This window comes from Enterobacter sp. JS8-1, from assembly GCF_049187015.1.
Lineage (GTDB): Bacteria > Pseudomonadota > Gammaproteobacteria > Enterobacterales > Enterobacteriaceae > Enterobacter > Enterobacter mori.
The window spans coordinates 1,046,502-1,069,831 of the sequence record NZ_CP185805.1; the positions used below are offsets into that span (position 1 = coordinate 1,046,502).

At 56.6% G+C, this 23,330-nt stretch carries 21 protein-coding genes; 17 read left to right on the forward strand and 4 right to left on the reverse strand.

From position 1 onward, the window contains the following. The 6 genes from phoR to ACOQH0_RS04890 all read left to right on the forward strand — a co-directional run bounded on the left by phoR (position 1) and on the right by ACOQH0_RS04890 (position 10,548). Complete coding sequence (gene phoR / locus ACOQH0_RS04865; RefSeq protein ID WP_421511657.1) at positions 1-1,296, forward strand: phosphate regulon sensor histidine kinase PhoR; 1,296 nt, start codon at positions 1-3, stop codon at positions 1,294-1,296. 409 nt (positions 1,297-1,705) lie between these two features. Beyond that, on the forward strand, positions 1,706-3,025 hold the full coding sequence (brnQ, locus tag ACOQH0_RS04870; protein WP_010428030.1) for a branched-chain amino acid transporter carrier protein BrnQ: 1,320 nt from the start codon (positions 1,706-1,708) through the stop codon (positions 3,023-3,025). An 81-nt stretch (positions 3,026-3,106) separates the two neighbouring features. Further along, a complete protein-coding gene (gene proY, locus ACOQH0_RS04875; protein WP_421511658.1) occupies positions 3,107-4,480 on the forward strand; it encodes a proline-specific permease ProY in 1,374 nt (457 codons plus the stop codon). Positions 4,481-4,644: 164 nt separating this feature from the next. Then, on the forward strand, positions 4,645-6,462 hold the full coding sequence (gene malZ, locus ACOQH0_RS04880; RefSeq protein ID WP_421511659.1) for a maltodextrin glucosidase: 1,818 nt from the start codon (positions 4,645-4,647) through the stop codon (positions 6,460-6,462). Positions 6,463-6,550: 88 nt separating this feature from the next. Beyond that, entirely contained in the window at positions 6,551-9,166 is a 2,616-nt protein-coding gene (locus tag ACOQH0_RS04885; RefSeq protein WP_421511660.1) for a DUF2339 domain-containing protein, read from the forward strand. Next, entirely contained in the window at positions 9,163-10,548 is a 1,386-nt protein-coding gene (locus ACOQH0_RS04890) for a DUF3999 family protein (RefSeq protein ID WP_421511662.1), read from the forward strand. The genes ACOQH0_RS04885 and ACOQH0_RS04890 overlap by 4 nt, the downstream gene beginning before the upstream one ends. A gap of 42 nt (positions 10,549-10,590) precedes the next feature. On the opposite strand, the gene ACOQH0_RS04895 is transcribed toward ACOQH0_RS04890, so the two are convergent. Further along, a complete protein-coding gene (locus ACOQH0_RS04895) occupies positions 10,591-11,193 on the reverse strand; it encodes a peroxiredoxin C (RefSeq protein ID WP_010428037.1) in 603 nt (200 codons plus the stop codon). Between the two features lie 251 nt (positions 11,194-11,444). After that, positions 11,445-12,026: an ACP phosphodiesterase gene (acpH, locus tag ACOQH0_RS04900; RefSeq protein ID WP_337280090.1), complete on the reverse strand. Its 582-nt coding sequence runs from the start codon at positions 12,024-12,026 to the stop codon at positions 11,445-11,447. A 92-nt stretch (positions 12,027-12,118) separates the two neighbouring features. Between acpH and queA the strand changes: the two genes are divergently transcribed. The 7 genes from queA (at position 12,119) to ACOQH0_RS04935 (ending at position 18,786) form a co-directional block, all read left to right on the forward strand. Further along, entirely contained in the window at positions 12,119-13,189 is a 1,071-nt protein-coding gene (gene queA, locus ACOQH0_RS04905) for a tRNA preQ1(34) S-adenosylmethionine ribosyltransferase-isomerase QueA (RefSeq protein WP_089599265.1), read from the forward strand. Positions 13,190-13,244: 55 nt separating this feature from the next. Further along, the gene (tgt, locus tag ACOQH0_RS04910) at positions 13,245-14,372 is read left to right on the forward strand and encodes a tRNA guanosine(34) transglycosylase Tgt (RefSeq protein WP_089599266.1); all 1,128 of its coding nucleotides are present in this window, start codon (positions 13,245-13,247) and stop codon (positions 14,370-14,372) included. Between the two features lie 22 nt (positions 14,373-14,394). Then, on the forward strand, positions 14,395-14,727 hold the full coding sequence (gene yajC, locus ACOQH0_RS04915; RefSeq protein WP_003021544.1) for a preprotein translocase subunit YajC: 333 nt from the start codon (positions 14,395-14,397) through the stop codon (positions 14,725-14,727). Positions 14,728-14,754: 27 nt separating this feature from the next. Next, a complete protein-coding gene (gene secD / locus ACOQH0_RS04920; RefSeq protein ID WP_126816837.1) occupies positions 14,755-16,602 on the forward strand; it encodes a protein translocase subunit SecD in 1,848 nt (615 codons plus the stop codon). 10 nt (positions 16,603-16,612) lie between these two features. Next, on the forward strand, positions 16,613-17,584 hold the full coding sequence (secF, locus tag ACOQH0_RS04925; RefSeq protein WP_042713670.1) for a protein translocase subunit SecF: 972 nt from the start codon (positions 16,613-16,615) through the stop codon (positions 17,582-17,584). Between the two features lie 141 nt (positions 17,585-17,725). Further along, positions 17,726-18,091: a VOC family protein gene (locus tag ACOQH0_RS04930; protein WP_010428062.1), complete on the forward strand. Its 366-nt coding sequence runs from the start codon at positions 17,726-17,728 to the stop codon at positions 18,089-18,091. 14 nt (positions 18,092-18,105) lie between these two features. Beyond that, positions 18,106-18,786, forward strand: coding sequence for a helix-turn-helix transcriptional regulator (locus tag ACOQH0_RS04935; protein WP_089599270.1), 681 nt, complete (start codon positions 18,106-18,108; stop codon positions 18,784-18,786). Positions 18,787-18,904: 118 nt separating this feature from the next. Here ACOQH0_RS04935 and ACOQH0_RS04940 read toward each other — a convergent pair whose 3' ends face one another. Both ACOQH0_RS04940 and ACOQH0_RS04945 read right to left on the reverse strand, forming a co-directional pair. Continuing rightward, positions 18,905-19,789 (reverse strand): nucleoside-specific channel-forming protein Tsx, encoded by an 885-nt coding sequence (locus tag ACOQH0_RS04940; protein ID WP_010428066.1) that lies wholly within the window; start codon positions 19,787-19,789, stop codon positions 18,905-18,907. Between the two features lie 268 nt (positions 19,790-20,057). After that, positions 20,058-20,597 (reverse strand): DUF3251 domain-containing protein, encoded by a 540-nt coding sequence (locus ACOQH0_RS04945; RefSeq protein WP_010428067.1) that lies wholly within the window; start codon positions 20,595-20,597, stop codon positions 20,058-20,060. A gap of 152 nt (positions 20,598-20,749) precedes the next feature. Here ACOQH0_RS04945 and nrdR point away from each other — a divergent pair, with 152 nt between their 5' ends. The 4 genes from nrdR (at position 20,750) to nusB (ending at position 23,306) form a co-directional block, all read left to right on the forward strand. Continuing rightward, positions 20,750-21,199, forward strand: a complete 450-nt coding sequence (gene nrdR / locus ACOQH0_RS04950) for a transcriptional regulator NrdR (RefSeq protein ID WP_006176872.1) — start codon at positions 20,750-20,752, stop codon at positions 21,197-21,199. 4 nt (positions 21,200-21,203) lie between these two features. Further along, a complete protein-coding gene (ribD, locus tag ACOQH0_RS04955) occupies positions 21,204-22,307 on the forward strand; it encodes a bifunctional diaminohydroxyphosphoribosylaminopyrimidine deaminase/5-amino-6-(5-phosphoribosylamino)uracil reductase RibD (RefSeq protein ID WP_120159549.1) in 1,104 nt (367 codons plus the stop codon). 87 nt (positions 22,308-22,394) lie between these two features. After that, on the forward strand, positions 22,395-22,865 hold the full coding sequence (ribE, locus tag ACOQH0_RS04960) for a 6,7-dimethyl-8-ribityllumazine synthase (protein WP_006176874.1): 471 nt from the start codon (positions 22,395-22,397) through the stop codon (positions 22,863-22,865). A 21-nt stretch (positions 22,866-22,886) separates the two neighbouring features. Next, positions 22,887-23,306: a transcription antitermination factor NusB gene (gene nusB, locus ACOQH0_RS04965; RefSeq protein ID WP_006809908.1), complete on the forward strand. Its 420-nt coding sequence runs from the start codon at positions 22,887-22,889 to the stop codon at positions 23,304-23,306. Positions 23,307-23,330 lie beyond the last annotated feature (24 nt).

Below are 23,330 nucleotides of genomic sequence, written 5' to 3' on the forward strand. Positions count from 1 at the left end.
GTGCTGGAACGTCTGTCATGGAAAAGGCTCGTCTTTGAACTGATCTTATGCTGTATTCCGGCCTTCATTCTGGGGGCCATCGTTGGGCATCTGCCGTGGTTTTTGCTGGCGGCAGTGACCGGGTTACTCGTCTGGCATTTCTGGAACTTACTGCGCCTCTCCTGGTGGCTGTGGGTGGACAGAAGCATGACCCCTCCGCCGGGAAGCGGTAGCTGGGAACCGCTGCTGTATGGCCTGCACCAGATGCAGATGCGTAATAAAAAACGTCGTCGCGAGCTGGGAAGCTTAATCAAACGCTTTCGCAGCGGCGCAGAGTCGCTGCCGGATGCCGTCATTCTGACCACTGAAGAAGGCACAATTTTCTGGTGTAACGGCCTGGCGCAACAGCTGCTGGGCCTGCGCTGGCCGGACGATAATGGGCAAAATATCCTTAACCTGCTGCGTTATCCGGAGTTCACGCTGTATCTGAAAAAGCGTGATTTTACGGGGCCGCACAATCTGAGGCTCAACAACGGGCGTCATCTGGAAATCCGCGTGATGCCATACAGCGATCGGCAGTGGCTGATGGTGGCGCGGGATGTCACCCAGATGCACCAGCTGGAAGGGGCGAGACGCAACTTCTTCGCGAACGTGAGCCACGAATTACGCACCCCGTTGACCGTGCTTCAGGGCTACCTGGAGATGATGCAGGAGCAAACGCTCGAAGGTGCGCCGCGTGAAAAAGCGCTGCACACCATGCGCGAGCAAACGCACCGTATGGAAGGCCTGGTCAAGCAGCTGCTGACGCTCTCGAAGATTGAAGCCGCGCCTTCACTGGCACTGAATGACACCATCGATGTGCCGATGATGCTGCGGGTGGTGGAGCGGGAAGCGCAAACGTTAAGCCATAAAAAACATCACATTAGCTTTGAGGTCGACAGCACCCTGAAGGTGCTCGGCAGTGAAGATGAACTGCGCAGCGCCATCTCCAACCTGGTGTATAACGCGGTGAATCATACGCCGGAAGGGACCCATATCGTGGTGCGCTGGCAGCGTGTTAGCGCGGGCGCTGAGTTTAGCGTTGAGGATAACGGGCCGGGGATTGCCCCTGAGCACATACCGCGTCTGACCGAGCGATTCTACCGTGTGGATAAGGCGCGCTCGCGGCAGACCGGGGGAAGCGGCCTGGGGCTGGCGATTGTGAAACACGCGGTGAATCATCATGAAAGCCGTCTTGATATTCAGAGTAAGCTGGGTAAAGGAACCCGCTTCAGCTTTGTTATTCCGGAACGATTAATTGCCAAAAAGATCGCCTGACGGCAGGCGTGTCATTTTACCTTTCCACGGGCCAGCATTTGCTGGCCCGTTTGCTTTGCAGTCAAGCGAAACGCGTGTGAATATTATACGGTTGATGCTTTTTTGTTCGCATGATTAGCCATGGGTTTTTCTTATAATTAGTGCATTGTGCTGGTCTGTTTTTTCATGCTGGTATATTGTTCTGGTTTTGCGATCCCTCCTTGCCTTTAAACGTTATAAGCGTTTAAATTGCCCCCCAGATACTGTCAGACCGACTGTATTTGCGTGGTAAATCGAAAAACTATTCTTCTCCACGCCAGGACGGGAGCATTTCCCGCTGAAATTGAGCAAATTTTCCGCTGTATCGTCCCGTCAGGGATAGCGAAAATCTCAACGTTTTCAACACCACATCCACAGGCAGTAAGGTTTTATGACCCATCACTTAAAATCGCGTGACATCATCGCGCTGGGCTTTATGACATTTGCGCTGTTCGTTGGCGCAGGTAACATCATTTTCCCTCCAATGGTTGGCTTACAGGCGGGTGAACACGTCTGGACAGCTGCGTTTGGTTTCCTGATTACTGCCGTGGGTCTACCGGTCCTCACCGTTGTCGCGCTGGCGAAAGTCGGTGGCGGCGTGGACAGCCTCAGCACCCCGATTGGCAAAGTGGCTGGCGTTCTGCTGGCGACCGTCTGCTATCTGGCCGTTGGTCCGCTGTTTGCGACCCCGCGTACGGCGACCGTTTCCTTTGAGGTGGGGATTGCTCCGCTGACGGGTGACGGCGCGATGCCGCTGTTTATCTACAGCCTGATCTACTTCGCGATTGTGATTCTGGTTTCCCTCTATCCGGGCAAATTGCTGGATACCGTGGGTAACTTCCTGGCGCCGCTGAAAATTGTGGCCCTGATCGTGCTGGCGGTAGCCGCTATCGTCTGGCCTGCAGGCCCGATTAGCGACGCGATGGACGCCTATAAAAATGCTGCGTTCTCCAACGGCTTTGTGAACGGCTATCTGACGATGGATACGCTGGGCGCGATGGTGTTTGGTATCGTTATCGTCAATGCCGCGCGTTCCCGTGGCGTGACTGAAGCGCGCCTGCTGACTCGCTATACCATCTGGGCTGGCCTGATGGCGGGTGTGGGTCTGACGCTGCTGTATCTGGCACTGTTCCGCCTGGGTTCCGACAGCGCCATGCTGGTCGATCAGAACGCCAACGGTGCAGCTATCCTGCACGCTTACGTTCAGCACACCTTCGGTGGTGCGGGCAGCATGCTGCTGGCGGCGCTGATTTTCCTGGCGTGTCTGGTGACGGCGGTTGGCCTGACCTGTGCCTGCGCAGAGTTCTTTGCACAGTATCTGCCGCTCTCTTACCGCACCCTGGTGTTTATCCTCGGCATCTTCTCTATGGCGGTGTCCAACCTCGGTCTGAGCCACCTGATTCAGGTCTCTATTCCGGTACTGACGGCGATTTATCCGCCGTGTATCGTGCTGGTGGTGCTGAGCTTTACTCGCCCGTGGTGGAACAACTCGTCGCGAATTATCGCGCCAGCCATGTTTATCAGCCTGATTTTTGGTATCCTTGACGGGATTAAAGCATCAGCTTTCGCAGACATTCTGCCAGCGTGGACACAGCGTCTGCCGCTGTCTGAGCAAGGCCTGGCCTGGCTGATGCCTACCGTTGTTGCACTGGTTCTGGCGATTATCTGGGACCGTGCTGCAGGGCGTCAGGTCGCATCGAACGCCCATTAATCAACGGCAACAAACTGTTTAACCACGGGGCTTAAGGCCCCGTGGTTTTTTGTTTTTTTCGTGTTGAATGGCAAGATTTAAATGGAAAGCACTAACAAACTTAAACGTGGATTGAGCACGCGCCACATCCGCTTTATGGCGCTGGGCTCGGCTATCGGCACCGGTCTTTTTTATGGCTCGGCAGATGCCATTAAAATGGCCGGTCCCAGCGTTCTGCTGGCGTACATCATCGGCGGCGTGGCGGCCTATATCATCATGCGCGCGCTGGGTGAGATGTCAGTTCACAACCCCTCTGCCAGCTCCTTCTCGCGCTACGCGCAGGAAAACTTAGGCCCGCTGGCCGGGTTTATCACCGGCTGGACCTACTGCTTTGAAATCCTGATAGTGGCGATTGCCGACGTGACCGCGTTTGGCATTTATATGGGCGTCTGGTTCCCGGCGGTGCCGCACTGGATATGGGTGCTGAGCGTGGTGCTGATCATCTGCGCCGTCAACCTGATGAGCGTGAAGGTGTTTGGTGAGCTGGAGTTCTGGTTCTCCTTCTTTAAAGTCGCGACCATTATCATCATGATCCTTGCCGGTTTCGGCATCATCATCTGGGGTATTGGTAACGGCGGCCAGCCGACCGGTATCCATAACCTGTGGAGCAACGGCGGCTTCTTCAGTAACGGCTGGCTCGGCATGGTGATGTCGCTCCAGATGGTCATGTTTGCCTACGGCGGTATCGAGATTATCGGTATTACCGCTGGTGAAGCGAAAGACCCGGAGAAATCCATTCCGCGCGCCATCAACTCGGTGCCGATGCGTATTCTGGTGTTCTATGTGGGTACGCTGTTCGTGATCATGTCCATCTACCCGTGGAACCAGGTAGGCACCAACGGCAGCCCATTTGTACTGACCTTCCAGCACATGGGCATCGCCTTTGCCGCCAGCATTCTCAACTTTGTAGTGCTGACCGCGTCGCTGTCGGCAATCAACAGTGACGTCTTTGGTGTGGGCCGTATGCTTCACGGCATGGCGGAGCAGGGCAGCGCGCCGAAGGTGTTCGCCAAAACCTCACGCTGCGGCACGCCGTGGGTGACCGTTGTGGTCATGACCGTGGCGCTGCTGTTCTCGGTTTACCTGAACTACATCATGCCGGAAAACGTCTTCCTGGTGATTGCATCGCTGGCGACCTTCGCGACGGTGTGGGTGTGGATCATGATCCTGCTGTCGCAGATTGCGTTCCGCCGCCGTCTGTCACCGGATGAGGCGAAAGCGCTGAAGTTTAAAGTACCGGGCGGCGTCGCAACCACCGTCGTCGGGCTGATCTTCCTGGTGTTCATTATTGCCCTGATTGGCTACCACCCGGATACCCGTATTTCCCTCTACGTGGGCTGTGCGTGGATCGTGCTGCTGCTGGTGGGCTGGATGTTTAAATGCCGCCGTGACCGTCAGCTGGCGGAAGCACAGTAAGGTAAAAATGCCGGGTGGCGCTGCGCTTACCCGGCCTACACTCCCTTTTGCCCCGGAAAAAAAGCTCCTCCTCCTTTCTCCTCCCCCAATAATCCCGATCGTGATGAGCTATCCTTAACCACCCTGTGGCAAGGTGACGTCAATTTCATCAAAGGGGATTCGTGATGTTAAACGCCTGGCACCTACCGGTTGCCCCATTTGTTAAGCAAAACAAAGACAACCTTGTGATTACGCTCTGGCTGGCGGGGGAAAACCAGCCTGAACGCGTGACGCTCCGCGCTGAAATAGATAACGAAGAGACCGGGCTGAAAATGCACAAGCTGCGCAGCCAGCCGCAGCCGGGGATCACGGCGTGGCGGGCGAATATCGACCTGAATACTGGGCAGCCGCGTCGCCGTTACAGCTTCAAGCTGCTGTGGAACAACCGTCAGCTGTGGTTTACCCCGCAGGGGTTTAGCCGTTTCCCGCCCGCACGGCTGGAGCAGTTTGCGGTCGATTATCCGGATAACGGCCCGCAGTGGGTTAACGATCAGGTCTTTTACCAGATTTTCCCGGACCGCTTTGCGCGCAGCGAAAAGCGCACCACACAGCAGGATAAGGTTTATTACCACCACGCGGCGGGTCACGATGTCATTATGAAAGCGTGGGATGACCCGGTGACGGCGCAGGCTGGCGGCTCGACCTTTTACGGCGGCGATCTCGACGGTATCAGCGAAAAACTGCCGTACCTGAAAAAGCTTGGCGTGACGGCGCTCTACCTGAACCCGGTGTTTAAAGCCCCAAGCGTGCACAAATACGATACGCAGGATTATCGCCACGTTGACGAACAGTTTGGCGGTGACGAGGCGCTGCTGCGCCTGCGTAAGAACACCCAAAATGAAGGCATGCGCCTGATCCTGGACGGCGTGTTCAACCACAGCGGAGATTCGCACGCCTGGTTTGACCGCCATAATCAGTCGATGGGCGGGGCATGCCATAACCCGGACTCGCCGCAGCGCGACTGGTACAGCTTTAGCGAAGATGGACGCGCCCTGGACTGGCTGGGTTACGCCAGCCTGCCGAAGCTGGATTTCCAGTCGCCAACTCTCGTGAATGAAATCTACGGCGGTGAAGACAGCATCGTGCGCCACTGGCTGAAAGCGCCGTGGAACATGGACGGCTGGCGTCTGGATGTGGTGCATATGCTCGGTGAAGCGGGCGGGGCACGGAACAACCTTCAGCACGTCGCCGGGATCACGCGCTCGGCAAAAGCGGCCCAGCCTGAAGCGTTTGTCTTCGGCGAGCACTTTGGCGACGCGCGCCAGTGGCTGCAGAACGATGCGGAAGATGCGGCGATGAACTATCGCGGCTTTACCTTCCCGCTGTGGGGATTTCTCGCTAACACCGATATCTCCTACGATCCGAACCATATCGATGCTGAAACCTGCATGGCGTGGATGGAGAACTATCGCGCCGGTCTGTCTCATCAGCAGCAGCTGCGGATGTTTAACCAGCTCGATAGCCACGACACCGCGCGCTTTAAATCCCTGCTCGGCAAGGATGTGGCGCGTCTGCCGCTGGCGGTGACCTGGCTCTTTACCTGGCCGGGTGTACCCTGTATTTATTACGGCGACGAAGTGGGGCTGGACGGCAACAACGATCCGTTCTGCCGCAAAACCTTCCAGTGGGAGCCGGCGAAACAGGACAAGGTGCTGTTCAGCCTGTATCAGCGGCTGGCGAAGCTGCGTAAACAGAATCAGGCTCTGCGCTACGGTGGCTGTCAGGTGGTTTATGCGCACGATAACGTGGTGGTGTTTGCCCGCGTCTATAACCAGCAACGCGTGCTGATCGCCATCAACCGGGGCGAGGCCTGCGAAGTGGTGCTCGATGATTCACCGCTGCTGAAGGTGGCGACGTGGAAAATTAAAGAGGGCAAGGCGACGATACAGGACGGCGTGCTGGCGCTGCCTGCGGTATCCGCGACGATCTGGTTCGGCAGCTAAGAGCTGTTAATGTTTCCACCTTTTAAGATGGCGCAAATGCAACTATTTGTGTCAATCTTAACGGATCGTTTACGGTGAAGGTGGAAACATGGACGAGCTTTACATCCTTGGCTGTTTGTTCCTGGTTTTTGCGCTGGTGGTGGCACCCGTGCTGGCCGTTATAGGCTTTAATCGCAGCACGGCGGCGCGGCAGGAGATCGCCCGGCTACGCCAGCGCATTGAGGCGCTTGAGCAGCGCGGCGTGCCTGAAAGCGCGCCGGAGCCGGTGCAAGCCACCGCACCGGTGGCTGTGACCGCGCCGGTGGTTGAGGACGCGCCCGCGGCTGTCGACCCCTGGCGCCCCGATACTCCCGCTGCCGTGGCAAAACCCGCTCCAGCCCCGGCGCCTGCGGCAAAACAGCCTTCTGCCTTTGGCGGCATACTGACGTCGCTGGTGCGCTGGTTCATGCAGGGTAATCCGCTGGCGAAGCTTGGGATCCTGCTGCTTTTCCTCGGTCTTTCATTCCTGCTGCGCTATACCGTTGAACATTCCCTGTTCCCGCTTGAGCTGCGCCTCGTGGCAACGGCGCTGTTTGCCATCGTTCTGCTGGCGGTTGGGTGGCGGCTGCGGCACAGGCAGCGTGTCTATGCGCTGATCCTCCAGGGCGGGGCAACCGGCGTGCTCTACCTGACGGTGTTTGGCGCATTCCGGCTCTGGCAAATGCTGCCGATGACGCTGGCCTTTGCGCTTCTGGTGGTGATATGCGCCGCGAGCGTCGGGCTGGCGGTGCTGCAGAAGGCGCTGAGCCTCGCCATGCTGGCGAGCCTCGGCGGGTATCTTGCGCCGCTGCTGTTGTCCACCGGGGGCGGCAGCTTTGTCGCGCTGTTCTCTTTCTATCTTCTGCTTTCTATCGGCATTCTCGTTATCAGCATCTGGCAGCACTGGCGCGAGCTGAATCTGCTCGGGCTGCTGTTTACGTTCGGCGTGGGCGGCCTGTGGGGGCTGAATGACTACCAGCCTGAAAACTACTGGGTCTGCCAGCTGTTCCTGATTGCCAATACGCTGATATTCGGCGTCCTGAGCGTGGCGCTGTCGCTGCGGGCGCAGGAGAAAGGGAAGCAAATTATTGACGGCGTGCTGCTGTTTGCCCCGCCGCTGATCGGTTTTGGAATGCAGTACGGCATGACCCGGCACTGGGAATATGGCCCGGCCATGAGCGCGCTGGGATACGGCGCATTTTATCTTACCCTCGCGTTCCTTGCGCTGCGGCGCTATCCCGCCATCGGACGACCGCTGGTGATGGCGGCGCTGGCCATCGGCGGCGGGTTCGCGACGCTCGCGATTCCGCTGGCGCTGTCGGCGCGCTGGACGGCGATGGCCTGGGCGCTGGAAGGGCTGGGTATCCTCTGGCTGGGCGTGCAGCAGCATCAGCGTCGCATGAGCTATAGCGGGACGGCGCTGCTGGTACTGGCGCTCGGCAGCGCGCTGTGGGCGCAAACGGACGGCGTTTCGTCGCTGAGCCTGCTGCTGATCTTCACCATCCTCAGCCTTTGCTGGCTGGCTGCGGCCTGGCTGTGGCGGACTCTCTTTATGCCGGTCAGTTGGGCGCTGCTGGCCGGTGGGCTGCTGTTCTGGCTCGTGGCGCTCCTGGGCGCATCGGGGCTGGTGATGACGCAGGAATTACCGATTCTGGCGGGCGTGCTGGCGCTGACGGCGGCGTCGGTCTGGGGATGGCGGCAGGTGGCTGCGCGTTTAGCGTGGCGGGAGCTGGATGCCAGCAAATGGCTGCTGTGGCCGGTTATGCTGCTGATGGTGGGGTATCAGCTCTGGCACCAGCAGATCGTTGCCGCCGGTTGGTCGAATCTCGCCTGGTGCGTTGCGCTTCCTGCCGCGCTGATGCTGTTGCGGCGCGACGGAGAAAGACTCCTGCCGCGCATCGCGATAGGGCTGCATTTGTCGCTGTTCTGGATGATTTTGCTGGCGCTGGCCGCTGAGCTTTTCTGGTTTGCCCGGTCGTTGCCGTGGGGCATGGCGGCCTGGGGCAGCGGATTAGCGATGGCTGCAGGCGGCGGGGTGATTATGGGGCTCTCTGCAGCCGTAAGGCGTCGCGGGTGGCCGTTCCGGGAGTGGCCTGCACTCTATGCCTGCCTGGCACCGATCCCCGTGGTTGTGGCGCTGCTGGTATTGCTGGTGGTGACCAATTTCCAGGACGGTGTGGTCTATCGTCAAACCTGGCTGCCGCTAGTAAACCCGCTTGAGGAAGGCGCGGCGTTCGCGTTGCTGGGGCTGGTGGTCTTTTATCGGGCTGTGGATCGCTACTACCCGGCGTGGCTCTCGCAGGCCCGCCCGTGGCCCGCCGTCGCGATGATGGCGTTTGGCTTCTGGTGGCTGAACGGTGCGCTGATGCGCGCGCTGGCCTGGTACGGTGATGTGGCCTGGAATATGGCATCGCTGTGGGATTCGCGGCTTATCCAGACCAGTTTTGCCCTGTTCTGGATGCTGAGCGCGCTGGTGGTCATGATCCATGCCACCCGTCGGGCTTCCCGGCAGGAGTGGCTTAGCGGTGCCGCGCTGCTGGGTGTGGTAATGGTTAAACTGATGCTGGTGGACAGCGCGGGCGGAGGCGGTTTGTCGCGTGCGGTGGCGTTTATCGGCGTGGCGATACTGGTTCTGATCGTGGGGTATTTCTCACCGCTACCGCCCAAAACAGGAGATGAAAAATGAAATGGATGAAAGCGGTAGCCTGTACCGCGCTGCTGGCGCTTTCCGGCCCGGCGTTCTGCGACGAAGGACAAACGGAAGCGCCCCGGGACTATGCCTTTGGTCTTTCACTCGATACGTCTGTTCCTTCCCGGTGGTATCGGGTGATGCTGCCGCTGGCCGTCTATGAGCAAAGCACGTCGCCGGATCTGCACGATGTCCGCGTCTTTAATCAGTCGGGCGAGCCGGTTCCCTTCAGCCTGGTCACCGCGACGCGTCCACAGGCGCCTGTGCAATCTACGGCGCTGCGCCTCTTTCCCCTGGACGCCTCGCCGCTTGCGCCTGCGCGAGACGGTAGTGATAGCGATAAGATCCTGCTTCGTTCCGGAAGCGGCGTTGAGATTGTGCTGGAGGGGCAAAAAGCCGCCGCAGCCGGGCAACATTATCTGCTGGCCCTGCCGGAGCAGGCGACGGGGGAGATGGCCCTATCCCAGCTGCAGCTGCTCTGGAATTCCCCTCAGACGCCGTGGCAGGGAACGGCGTCGGTCTATTACAGCGAGGATCTTAAGCGCTGGTATACCCTGCGCGAGGATATGCCCTTGCTGGACGTCGTCAGCGGTCAGGATCGTCTTAAGCTCGATCGGATTGATACCGATACGGTTTTATCTCCCGATGCGAATCGCTATCTCATGGTGGTGCTGAACGCGCAGAGCCAGGGGATAACCCTGACCGGCGTAAACGCAATTAGCGCACCTGCTCAGGCGGTCCCGGAAGCGGTCAATCTTGAGGGGGAAGGGAAGATGCTATCGACAAGTGAAGCGCAGTGGCGCTGGGTGCGCCCGCAGCCCCTGAGTGCTGTCAGCATCTCACTGAATGGCGATGGCGTCCTTCCCGTGGAAATCGCGTGGCGGAGTACGGAAAAAGACACATGGCACCCCCTGAAGAAAGAGGTCCTGTACCGTCTGGAGGGGAAAACGTCGCCACCGGTTTCGCTTCACGGGGGGCTTGTGCAGGCAGTGAAAATCACGACGCTGAACGCGCGTCTGCCAGAATACCTGCCGAGCGTGACGGGACATCGTGACCGCTACGATCTGGTGTTCAACGCGCAGGGGAAAGCGCCGTACGTCCTCGCCTGGGGCAACGGCGCCGCGAAGCCTGCCAGCGTGGAGCCCGGCATGCTGATCCCAGCCGATCTGCGCAAGACCTACGATATGGCGAACCTGCCGCAGGCCGACATTCGTGATGATGTCGCGTTAGGCGGCGAGGGGCGTCTGACCGCCACCTCTGCGGCCGAGCGGGAGAGCAGGATGAACACGCTGCTGGTATGGGGCGTGCTGATTGCGGGGGTGATTCTGCTGGCGGGCATGGCCTGGCGCATCTGGCGAGAGACGCAGCGTAAGGCATAAAAAAGGCCCGCATAAGCGGGCCTTCGTCGTAAACCGTGCCGATTACAGGCTGGATACGTTCTCGGACAGGTATTTAGCCACGCCGTCTGGAGACGCGTTCATGCCTTCTTTACCTTTTTCCCACTGAGCCGGGCACACTTCACCGTGCTCTTCGTGGAACTGCAGCGCGTCAACCATGCGCAGCATTTCGTCGATGTTACGACCCAGCGGCAGATCGTTCACAACCTGGTGACGAACGATGCCGTTTGCGTCGATCAGGAAAGAACCACGCAGGGCAACGCCAGCGTCCGGATGTTCGATACCGTAAGCCTGCTGGATTTCGCGTTTGATGTCCGCAACCATTGCGTATTTCACCGCACCGATGCCGCCATTTTCGACAGGGGTGTTACGCCATGCGTTGTGTACAAATTCAGAGTCGAAGGAGACGCCAACCACTTCCACGCCACGCTTCTGGAATTCTTCATAACGTTTGTCGAACGCGATCAGCTCAGACGGGCAAACGAAAGTGAAGTCCATTGGCCAGAAGAACAGAACGGTCGCTTTACCGTTGGTGTGCTGTTTGAAGTTGAAGTTTTCAACGATTTCACCGTTGCCCAGAACTGCTGCAGCTGTAAAATCCGGAGCCGGACGAGTTACCAGAACCATATGATTCTCCTGTAGATACTAAGGTTATTTGGAACGCAACGCGGGCCAGTATAGAGAGTGTTCGAGAATAAGACAAAGAGGTGGTGACAATCGTTCCGCCAGCTTTTACCTATCAATGTCATTTTTATACACAAAATCATTCAAGTTGTATCAAGGCGGCAAGTCTGGGAATCCCCGGGAGCTTACTGAAGTAAGTGACTGGGGTGAGCAGATGTAGCCAACGCAGAGGTAGCTTGAAGGATGAAGTGTATTTAGAGCTGTTTGTTTTTCGCCTGCGCCATCATGCGCGGGTAAAACTGCCAGAAACGCGTTTCCAGCGCATCGTAATGTTCGTCCAGGTCATACCATGAGTCGCGGAGCGCATCCAGACGCGGGCGGCGGCTCGCCATCCCGTTCAGCACATTCTGGATGAAATCCATCTCGCGATAGCGCTCCAGCCAGCGTTCCGACCACAGATAGTTATTCAGATTCACAAAGCGCGGCGGTGAGTCCGGTAAAATAATCGACACCTGCTGGTGGGCATAGCGCACAAATTCGGGCAGCGGCATCTCCGGCGAAAGCTGTTCCCAGTGGCGCGACAGAAAGTGATCCCACATCACATCAAGCGTGATCGGCGCAACGCGGCGCGTCTCAGGGCGAAACCACGCTTTGGCTTCCGTCACTTCCGGCAGGTTATCGGTCAGTACGTCGATGCGGCGGTGCATAAAAATTCCGTCGACAACCTCAGGGGAATACGCTTCTGCGGGGTTGCCGCGTACAAAATCGGCCAGCAAATTGCCGGAAAGGGAGCTGTCAGCGAGGTGTGCGAGATGCAGGTGAGCGAGAAAATTCATGCGTTTTATTTGTCCGGGGGCGGCTAGTTGTTGCAGCAAAAGGGTGTGAGCACTAGACTATGCCGCCTGTTTTTAAGTCACGAGTATACGTCATGCGCGTCGCCGATTTCTCCTTTGAACTACCTGAATCCCTGATTGCTCACTATCCCATGCCTGAGCGCAGCAGCTGTCGTTTGCTGTCACTGGATGGGCCAACGGGCGAGCTGACGCACGGTACTTTCACCGATTTGCTCGACAAGCTCAACCCTGGCGATCTGCTGGTCTTTAACAATACCCGCGTGATCCCGGCACGCCTGTTTGGCCGTAAAGCCAGCGGCGGCAAGATTGAAGTGCTGGTCGAACGTATGCTCGATGATAAACGTATTCTGGCACATATTCGCGCCTCCAAAGCGCCGAAGCCGGGCGCTGAACTGCTGCTGGGCGATGACGAGAGCATCAAAGCGACCATGACCGCGCGTCACGATGCGTTGTTTGAGGTAGCGTTTGACGACGAGCGCACGGTGCTCGATATCCTGAACGCCATCGGCCATATGCCGCTGCCGCCGTACATTGAGCGTCCGGACGAAGAGGCCGACCGCGAGCTGTATCAGACCGTCTACAGTCAGAAGCCGGGTGCCGTAGCCGCACCAACCGCGGGCCTGCACTTTGATGAGCCGCTGCTGGAGAAACTGCGCGCGAAGGGCGTAGAGATGGCGTTCGTGACGCTGCACGTCGGTGCAGGCACCTTCCAGCCAGTGCGCGTGGACAGCATTGAAGACCACATCATGCACTCTGAATACGCCGAAGTACCGCAAGAGGTTGTGGATGCGGTGCTGGCGGCGAAAGGCCGCGGTAGCCGCGTGATTGCTGTGGGCACAACTTCCGTGCGTTCCCTTGAGAGCGCCGCGCAGGCCGCGAAAAGCGATCTTATCGAGCCGTTCTTTGGCGATACGCAGATCTTTATCTACCCGGGCTATCAGTACAAAGTGATCGATGCGCTGGTGACCAACTTCCATCTGCCTGAATCGACGCTGATTATGCTGGTTTCCGCGTTTGCCGGTTATCAGCATACGATGAACGCCTACAAGTCTGCGGTAGAACAAAAATATCGCTTTTTTAGCTACGGGGACGCGATGTTTATCACGTACAATCCGCTGGCTTTGAATGAGCGTGTCGGGGAATAAGTCCGCGGCACCAGAATAATGTGTTGGACTGTTTTTCTGGCACAGAGGAATAAAAATGAAATTTGAACTCGATACCACCGATGGCCGCGCGCGTCGCGGTCGCCTGGTGTTTGATCGCGGCGTGGTGGAAACCCCCGCGTTTATGCCTGTGGGCACGTACGGCACCGTAAAAGGGATGACGCCGGAAGAAGTTGAAGCCACTGGCGCACAGATTATCCTCGGTAACACCTTCCACCTGTGGCTGCGTCCGGGTCAGGAGATCATGAAGCTGCACGGCGACCTGCATGACTTCATGCAATGGAAAGGCCCAATCCTGACCGACTCCGGCGGCTTCCAGGTATTCAGCCTGGGCGATATCCGCAAGATCACCGAAAAGGGCGTTCACTTCCGTAACCCAATCAACGGCGATCCGATTTTCCTGGATCCCGAAAAATCGATGGAGATTCAGTACGATCTCGGCTCCGACATCGTAATGATCTTCGACGAATGTACGCCGTACCCGGCGGACTGGGACTACGCCAAGCGCTCCATGGAAATGTCTCTGCGCTGGGCGCAGCGCAGCCGCGACCGTTTTGACTCCTTACAGAACAAAAATGCGCTGTTCGGCATCATCCAGGGCAGCGTTTACGAAGATTTACGCGATATCTCCGTTAAAGGTCTGGTAGAGATAGGTTTTGATGGCTACGCTGTCGGCGGTTTGGCTGTGGGTGAGCCGAAGGAAGACATGCACCGCATTCTGGAGCATGTCTGCCCGCAAATCCCGGCGGATAAACCACGATACCTGATGGGTGTGGGTAAACCAGAAGACCTGGTTGAAGGCGTTCGTCGCGGCATTGATATGTTCGACTGCGTCATGCCAACCCGCAACGCGCGTAACGGCCATCTGTTCGTGACCGATGGCGTGGTGAAAATCCGTAACGCGAAGCATAAGAGTGACACCAGCCCGCTCGATTCCGAGTGCGATTGCTATACCTGTCGCAATTATTCTCGCGCGTATCTGCATCATCTCGATCGTTGTAACGAGATTTTGGGCGCGCGTCTCAATACCATTCATAATCTTCGTTATTATCAGCGCTTAATGGCTGGTTTACGTAAGGCTATCGAAGAGGGTAAATTAGAGAGCTTCGTGACCGATTTCTACCAACGTCAGGGCCGGGATGTCCCACCTTTGAACGTTGATTAATTTTAATAATGAGGGAATTTGAATGAGCTTTTTTATTTCTGATGCGGTAGCAGCAACAGGTGCTCCAGCGCAGGGCAGCCCGATGTCTCTGATTCTGATGCTGGTTGTGTTTGGTCTGATCTTCTACTTTATGATCCTGCGTCCACAGCAGAAGCGCACCAAAGAGCACAAAAATCTGATGAACTCCATTGCGAAAGGCGATGAAGTGCTTACCAACGGTGGCCTGGTTGGTCGTGTGACCAAAGTAGCGGAAAGCGGCTACATTGCAATCGCGCTGAACGACACCACTGAAGTGGTTATCAAACGTGACTTCGTAGCTGCCGTTCTGCCGAAAGGCACCATGAAGGCGCTGTAATCCCAACTTTTCCCAAAGGGAACTGCCGTGTTAAACCGTTATCCTTTGTGGAAGTACATCATGCTGGTCGTCGTGATTATCGTCGGCCTGCTGTACGCGCTTCCCAACCTGTATGGTGAGGATCCGGCCGTTCAAATCACTGGCGCGCGCGGTGTCGCCGCCAGTGAGCAAACGCTGATCCAGGTCCAGAAAACGTTACAAGAAGAAAAAATTACCGCTAAGTCTGTGGCACTGGAAGAGGGCGCAATTCTTGCTCGCTTCGACACCACCGACACGCAGCTCCGCGCCCGTGAAGCGCTGATGGGCGTGCTGGGTGATAAGTATGTCGTGGCGCTTAACCTTGCTCCTGCAACCCCGCGTTGGCTGGCTGCGCTGAACGCAGAGCCAATGAAACTCGGTCTTGACCTGCGTGGCGGCGTTCACTTCCTGATGGAAGTGGATATGGATACCGCGCTTGGCAAGCTGCAGGAACAGAACATCGACAGCCTGCGCAGCGATCTGCGTGAGAAAGGCATTGCGTACACTACCGTGCGTAAAGAAGATAACTACGGCATGAGCATCACGTTCCGCGACAGCGCGGCACGCGACCAGGCTGTAACTTACCTGTCTCAACGTCACCGCGATCTGGTCATCACCTCTCAGGGCAGCAACCAGCTGCGTGCGGTAATGACGGATGCGCGTCTGAGCGAAGCGCGTGAATATGCCGTTCAGCAGAACATCAACATTCTGCGTAACCGTGTAAACCAACTGGGCGTGGCCGAGCCGCTGGTACAGCGTCAGGGTGCTGACCGTATCGTGGTGGAACTGCCGGGTATCCAGGATACCGCGCGTGCGAAAGAGATTCTGGGTGCGACTGCAACCCTGGAATTCCGCCTGGTTAACTCCAACGTCGATCAGTCTGCTGCTGCCTCTGGCCGTATCCCTGGCGACTCCGAAGTGAAAGAGACCCGCGAAGGTCAGCCGGTTGTGCTGTACAAACGCGTGATCCTGACCGGTGACCATATCACCGACTCCACTTCAAGCCAGGATGAATACAACCAGCCGCAGGTTAACATCTCGCTGGATAGCGCGGGTGGTAATATCATGTCTAACTTCACCAAGGACAACATCGGTAAACCGATGGCGACCCTGTTCGTGGAGTACAAAGACAGCGGTAAGAAAGACGCCAACGGTCGTGCCGTGCTGGTGAAAGAGGAAGAGGTGATTAACATCGCCAACATCCAGTCTCGCCTGGGTAACAGCTTCCGTATCACCGGTATCAACAACCCGAACGAAGCTCGCCAGCTGTCACTGCTGCTGCGTGCCGGTGCGCTGATTGCGCCAATTCAGATTGTTGAAGAGCGTACCATTGGTCCAACCCTGGGTATGCAGAACATCAAACAGGGTCTGGAAGCGTGTCTGGCCGGTCTGGTGGTCTCTATTCTCTTCATGATCTTCTTCTACAAGAAGTTTGGTCTGATCGCGACGTCCGCGCTGCTGGCAAACCTGGTGATGATCATCGGCATTATGTCTCTGCTCCCTGGGGCAACGCTGACCATGCCGGGTATTGCGGGTATCGTTCTGACTCTTGCGGTGGCGGTCGACGCCAACGTACTGATAAACGAACGTATCAAAGAAGAGTTGAGCAACGGTCGTTCTGTGCAGCAGGCGATTGAAGAAGGCTATAAAGGGGCGTTCAGCTCCATCTTCGATGCGAACGTAACAACACTGATTAAGGTTCTTATCCTGTATGCAGTGGGTACTGGCGCGATCAAAGGCTTTGCAATTACAACCGGTATCGGTGTTGCAACGTCGATGTTTACCGCTATTGTCGGCACCCGTGCCATCGTGAACCTGCTGTACGGCGGCAAGCGCGTCAAAAAGCTGTCTATCTGAGGAGTGCGTTGTGGCACAGGAATATACTGTTGAACAATTGAACCACGGCCGTAAAGTCTGGGACTTTATGCGCTGGGACTACTGGGCCTTCGGCATTTCAGGTTTTCTGCTGATTCTGTCCATCGTCATTATGGGCGTGAAAGGCTTTAACTGGGGTCTCGATTTTACCGGTGGTACGGTAATTGAGATTTCCCTGGAAAAACCGGTCGATATGGACCAGATGCGCGAATCGCTGCAGAAAGCAGGCTTTGAAGAGCCGCTGCTGCAGAACTTCGGCAGCAGCCGCGACATCATGGTGCGTATGCCTCCGGTACACGACGCCAACGGCAGCCAGGAACTGGGTAGCAAGGTTCTGAACGTTATCAACGAATCGACCAGCCAGAATGCGGCGGTGAAGCGTATTGAGTTCGTTGGCCCGAGCGTGGGTGCGGACCTGGCGCAAACCGGCGCGATGGCGCTGATGGTGGCGCTGATTTCCATCCTGATCTACGTTGGCTTCCGCTTCGAGTGGCGACTGGCGGCAGGTGTGGTTATCGCGCTGGCGCACGACGTGGTGATCACCATGGGCGTACTGTCTCTGTTCCATATTGAGATTGACCTGACGATTGTGGCATCCCTGATGTCCGTTATCGGTTACTCACTGAACGACAGTATCGTGGTATCTGACCGTATTCGTGAAAACTTCCGTAAGATCCGTCGCGGTACGCCGTACGAAATCTTCAACGTGTCGTTGACCCAGACGCTGCACCGTACCTTGATCACCTCCGGAACGACCTTAATGGTTATCCTGATGCTGTATCTCTTCGGTGGTCCGGTGCTGGAAGGCTTCTCGCTGACCATGCTGATCGGTGTGTCTATCGGTACGGCGTCGTCTATCTACGTCGCGTCCGCACTGGCACTGAAACTCGGCATGAAGCGCGAGCACCTGCTCCAGCAGAAAGTCGAAAAAGAAGGGGCGGATCAGCCGTCAATTCTGCCGTAAGACAGTGTCTTAGGCGTTATCGAAATCCCGGTCTGTTGGCCGGGATTTTTTTTATCTGCTCCTGACAAACACTCCTGACAGTATGCTGTCAGGAGCCCTGTCGTAGACTCCTTCTGAACCCAACAACAGGCAGGAGGAAGTATGAAAAGTGTGATTAACTGGTTTGAAATTCCGGTCGCCGATATGGATCGCGCCATCAAATTTTATGAACCGGTAATGCAGGTTACGCTGAAGCGCGAGAAAATGGACGTGGCAGAGCTGGCGATTTTCCCGCACGAAGACCCGGCAACCGGCGGCGCGCTGGCGAAATTTGACGGCATTACGCCGTCGCAGCAGGGCGCTATTATTTATCTGCATACTGACAATCTGGCAGCCACGCTCGATCGCATTGCCTCTGCGGGCGGTGCGTGCGTCTTTGGTCCGCTGGAATTGCCGCGAGGCATTGGCACCATTGCCTTGTTCACCGACAGCGAAGGTAATCGCGTCGGCCTTCATCAACCGGCCTGAGAGCAAAAGAGACGATGACCCGACGCGCTGACCGTTTGTTTCAGATTGTGCAGATCCTGCGGGGCAGGCGTCTGACAACGGCAGCGCATCTGGCGGAAAGGCTCGGCGTCTCCGAGCGCACGGTTTATCGCGATATCCGCGACCTGTCGCTCTCTGGCGTGCCGGTAGAGGGAGAGGCGGGAAGCGGATACCGGCTTCTGTCGGGCTTTGACCTGCCTCCGCTGATGCTGACCAATAAAGAGTCCGAGGCGCTGATGGTGGCAATTCGCCTGCTGAAAACCTGGGGCGGAGAGTCGTTGTCTCGCGAGCTGGAGTCGGCTCAGGAGAAGGTGCTGGCGATCCTGCCCGAGGAGAGCCGACGCAAGGCGGAGCAGACGCGTATATATGCGCCGGATATTGCGCTTCAGCCCCATTCCCGCAGCGGATTTGATGTGATTCATCAGGCGATATCTGCGCAGCGCGTGCTGGCGCTGCATTACCGTGATGAGGCCGGGCAGTTAACCTGGCGTGAGGTGCAGCCGCTTGGGCTGTTCTTCTGGGGGGAGCACTGGCTGTTGGCTGCGTGGTGCGAGCGGCGCGATGACTACCGCTGTTTCCGGCTCGACCGATGCCTCAATATTGTGCAGACGGAGAGGCGGTTTAGCGAGAGTGCTGACAGGTCATTGGCGGATTTTTTGCGGAAGGTGAAGCAGTAAAAAGCCAGGTGGCGAGGTAAAAGCAAAACGGCAACGATGTTGCCGTTTTTTGTGTTTGCGCCCTCTCCCGTGGGAGAGGGAAGGGGTGAGGGCACCAGCCCGCACAATCTCGCACAGGTTAGAAGTTGTAACCCACAACCAGGTAACCACCCCAACCGGTAGAACGGACGCTGAAATCGCCGTTACCGAAGTTCAGGCTCGCGTCGTCGTTCCACTGACCACCGTTATGCCAGTAACGCGCAACAACAGAGTAGTGCCAGTGATCGTAGTTCAGCGCCAGGATGTGGCTGGAAGCGATGGAGTCGTTGGTGCGCGCTTTCTTACCGTTCAGATCGCGGAAGTCGTTGTCGCCCAGGTCTGAGCCCCAGTCAAAGTTGGTGAAGCCGATGTAGCTCAGGTTGCCGCCCCACAGCTGGGTGATTGGCACAAAGTATTTCACTTTGAAACGGTAGCCGTCCCACTCGTTTTCGTTCGCGGCGCCGTAGTTCTGCCACTGGTACTTCGCGTACACGTTCATGGACAGGCTCATTGGCAGACCGGTATCGATGTCCGTACCCAGACCCATGTACCAGGTGCTCTGACGACCGGACTTGTTACGGCCCATGTCGTAGATATAGTTGTTTGCGAAGTACCACTCTTTGAACGGGCCAAACGCCAGGCTGGTGCCAGTCAGCTTATCAATAGAGAAGCGTGGTTCGATCTCCATGAACAGCGGGGAACCGTGGTTCCAGATACCTTTCGCGTCGGTGTTACCACCGAAGAAGACCGGTGCATCCATATAACCATAGAAATCAAACCAGTCTTTCTTGGCGAACGCTTCGTATTCCAGGTAGGTATCGTTGCGGATCTGAGGTCCGAAACGGGTGTGGTAGCTGCCAACCACGTTAACGCTCTGGTGCCACCAGTCGGAAAGGTATTGTGGTTTATCGTTTTCCGCTGCGTTAACAGTGAAAGAGGAGGAGAGTGCCAGTACAGCACCGGCTGCGAGTAATGTTTTTTTCATAATCATGCCACTGATTGAAATTCCCTTCCGGGAGTGAAAAATGCGCGATTTGCGTATCAAAATATTTCGTGTTTCTGCGGAGCCTATTATAGGAATCCTTGCTCACAAAAATATGTGTTGTTTCACATATCTCTCACATGCGTAATCGATTGCGTTCACGTTTGCGTACTTTAAACGGCCGGGATTGTAACGGCAAACATTTATGTTGCCAATCCATACGAAATGTAAATGTTAGCGGAGTGACATTTCACTCCGCTAAAAGAGGAGGTTATTGCGCGGCAGGTTGAATGTCGTGAATGCGGATAAAGCCCAGCTGTTCTGGGGTGAGCCCACTCAGCTGTAGCGGGATATCAACATCGCTCGGGGCCAGCGTGCTGGCGGGGGCGGTGAAGAGCTGGTTCTTCACGTTCACTTCCTGGTAGCTTTCCGTGGTGCCCTGAATCTGGCCCCACTCTACGGTGCCGCTGAACGCGGGAAGCGGATCGTTGGATTCACCCTGAATGCGTAATGTTGCGCGAGTACCATCGGCATTCGCTGCAACATTCACCAGAGACATCTTTAACGTGCCAATCTGGCTGTTCAGGCGGGCAGGCGTGTTGGCACCCGGCAGCAGATAAACGCCGCTGCTGGACTTCGCATTCAGCGCATTTTGCTGGGTGATTTTCACGGTCTCTTTGTTCAGCTTGTCCATGGCCGCATTGAGCGTGTTCACGCTTTGTTTCATTTCGCGGACTTCAGTTTGCTGTGCACAGGCGCTAAGGGTAAAGAGGCTCCCCACCAGCAGAATTCTCAGGTAACGTCTTGTCATTGCGTTTATTTCCTTGAAATAACGGATTGCCCTTATGGTAGCCAGCTTCATTGTGTCTGACATAGATCCTTTGTCTCAAAAAGCTCTTCCTTTGTTGTCAGGCCAGATCAGGGTAAAATGAAAATCAGTTAACCGGATTACAGGGATACCGTATGCATTGCCCATTCTGCTCCGCTGTGGATACCAAAGTCATCGACTCTCGCCTGGTGGGCGAAGGGTCTTCCGTACGCCGTCGCCGACAGTGTCTGGTGTGCAACGAGCGTTTCACGACCTTTGAAGTTGCAGAGCTGGTAATGCCGCGCGTGGTGAAAAGTAACGACGTGCGCGAGCCGTTCAATGAAGAAAAGCTGCGCAGCGGAATGCTGAAAGCCCTCGAAAAACGGCCCGTCAGCGCAGACGATGTCGAAATGGCGTTAAACCACATCAAGTCTCATCTTCGTGGCTTAGGTGAGCGCGAGGTGCCGAGCAAAATGATCGGTAACCTGGTGATGGAACAGCTGAAAAAGCTCGATAAAGTCGCCTATATCCGCTTCGCCTCTGTCTACCGCAGTTTCGAAGATATCAAAGAGTTCGGCGAAGAGATCGCCCGCCTACAGGATTAAGCCCATGCAGGACGAGATGTACATGGCACGAGCCATGAAGCTGGCGCAGCGTGGTCGTTTTACTACCCACCCGAACCCGAACGTGGGGTGCGTTATTGTCAAAGAGGGCGAGATCGTGGGCGAAGGCTATCACCTTCGTGCGGGCGAGCCCCACGCCGAGGTGCATGCCTTGCGCATGGCGGGCGAGAAGGCGCGCGGTGCCACGGCCTACGTTACGCTGGAGCCCTGCAGCCATCACGGGCGTACGCCGCCGTGCTGTGAGGCGCTGATTGCAGCGGGTGTGTCGCGCGTTGTTGCATCAATGCAGGATCCGAATCCGCAGGTGGCTGGACGCGGTCTGTATCGACTTCAGCAGGAAGGCATTGACGTCAGCCATGGGCTGATGATGCAGGACGCGGAAGCGATTAACAAAGGCTTCCTGAAGCGTATGCGTACCGGGTTCCCGTACATTCAGCTCAAGCTGGGCGCCTCGCTGGACGGTCGTACGGCGATGGCAAACGGCGAAAGCCAGTGGATCACCTCGCCGCAGGCAAGGCGCGATGTGCAACGTCTGCGTGCGCAAAGCCATGCTATCCTCACCAGCAGTGAAACCGTTTTGGCTGACGATCCGGCCATGACCGTGCGCTGGGACGAACTGAGTGCCGATACCCAGGCGCTTTACCCGCAGGAGAACCTGCGTCAGCCGCTGCGCATTATTATTGATAGCCAGAACCGCGTGACGCCGGATCACCGCATCGTGCAGCAGCCAGGTGAAACCTGGATTGCCCGCACGAAGGAAGATACACGTGAATGGCCAGAAGGCGTGCGCAGCATCATGGTGCCGGAGCATAACGGTCATCTGGATTTAGTCGTGCTGATGATGTTGCTCGGCAAGCAGCAGGTGAACAGTATCTGGGTAGAAGCGGGACCAACGCTTGCCGGTGCGCTCTTACAGGCCGGACTGGTGGATGAATTGATTGTCTACGTTGCGCCTAAACTGTTAGGGCACGACGCGCGCGGCCTGTTTGTGCTGCCTGGCCTTGAAAAACTGGCCGACGCACCACAACTCAGATTCAGCGAGATTCGTCCGGTGGGTCCGGATGTCTGCCTCCATTTAACGACAGCGTAATTGCTCCCGAAATAGGGAAGCAGTGTGCAAAGTATTATGATAAAATCCGCCCCCCTGCGGGGCCAAATGAACCCGTAAAGGAAGAGTATGAACATTATTGAAGCTGCTGTAGCTACCCCGGACGCTCGCGTCGCCATCACCATTGCGCGTTTCAACAACTTCATCAACGACAGCCTGCTGGAAGGTGCGATTGACGCCCTGAAACGTATCGGCCAGGTTAAAGATGACAACATTACCGTTGTTTGGGTTCCAGGCGCTTACGAACTGCCACTGGCGGCGGGCGCGCTGGCGAAAACCGGTAAATACGATGCGGTGATTGCGCTGGGTACTGTTATTCGTGGCGGCACTGCGCACTTCGAATACGTTGCAGGCGGTGCAAGCAATGGTCTGGCTCACGTTGCACAGGATGCTGAAATTCCTGTCGCATTCGGCGTGCTGACTACCGAAAGTATTGAACAAGCCATCGAACGTGCTGGCACCAAAGCCGGTAACAAAGGTGCAGAAGCTGCACTGACCGCGCTTGAAATGATCAATGTATTGAAAGCCATCAAGGCCTGATTTTTTTGTAAGGGGAATTCCGTGAAACCTGCTGCTCGTCGCCGCGCCCGTGAATGTGCCGTTCAGGCGCTTTACTCCTGGCAGTTGTCCCAGAACGACATCGCTGATGTTGAATACCAGTTCCTGTCAGAACAGGACGTGAAAGATGTTGACGTTCTGTACTTCCGTGAACTGCTGTCGGGAGTGGCGACTAATAGCGCGTATCTCGATGGCCTGATGAAGCCATACCTGTCTCGCCTGCTCGAAGAGCTGGGCCAGGTGGAAAAAGCAGTGTTGCGTATCGCGCTGTTTGAGCTGTCTAAACGTGATGATGTGCCGTACAAAGTGGCCATCAACGAAGCGATCGAACTGGCGAAAACCTTCGGCGCTGAAGACAGCCACAAGTTTGTAAACGGCGTACTTGATAAAGCAGCACCTGCGATCCGTCCCCACAAAAAGTGATCCGCAAACCGGAGTTCTGCATTG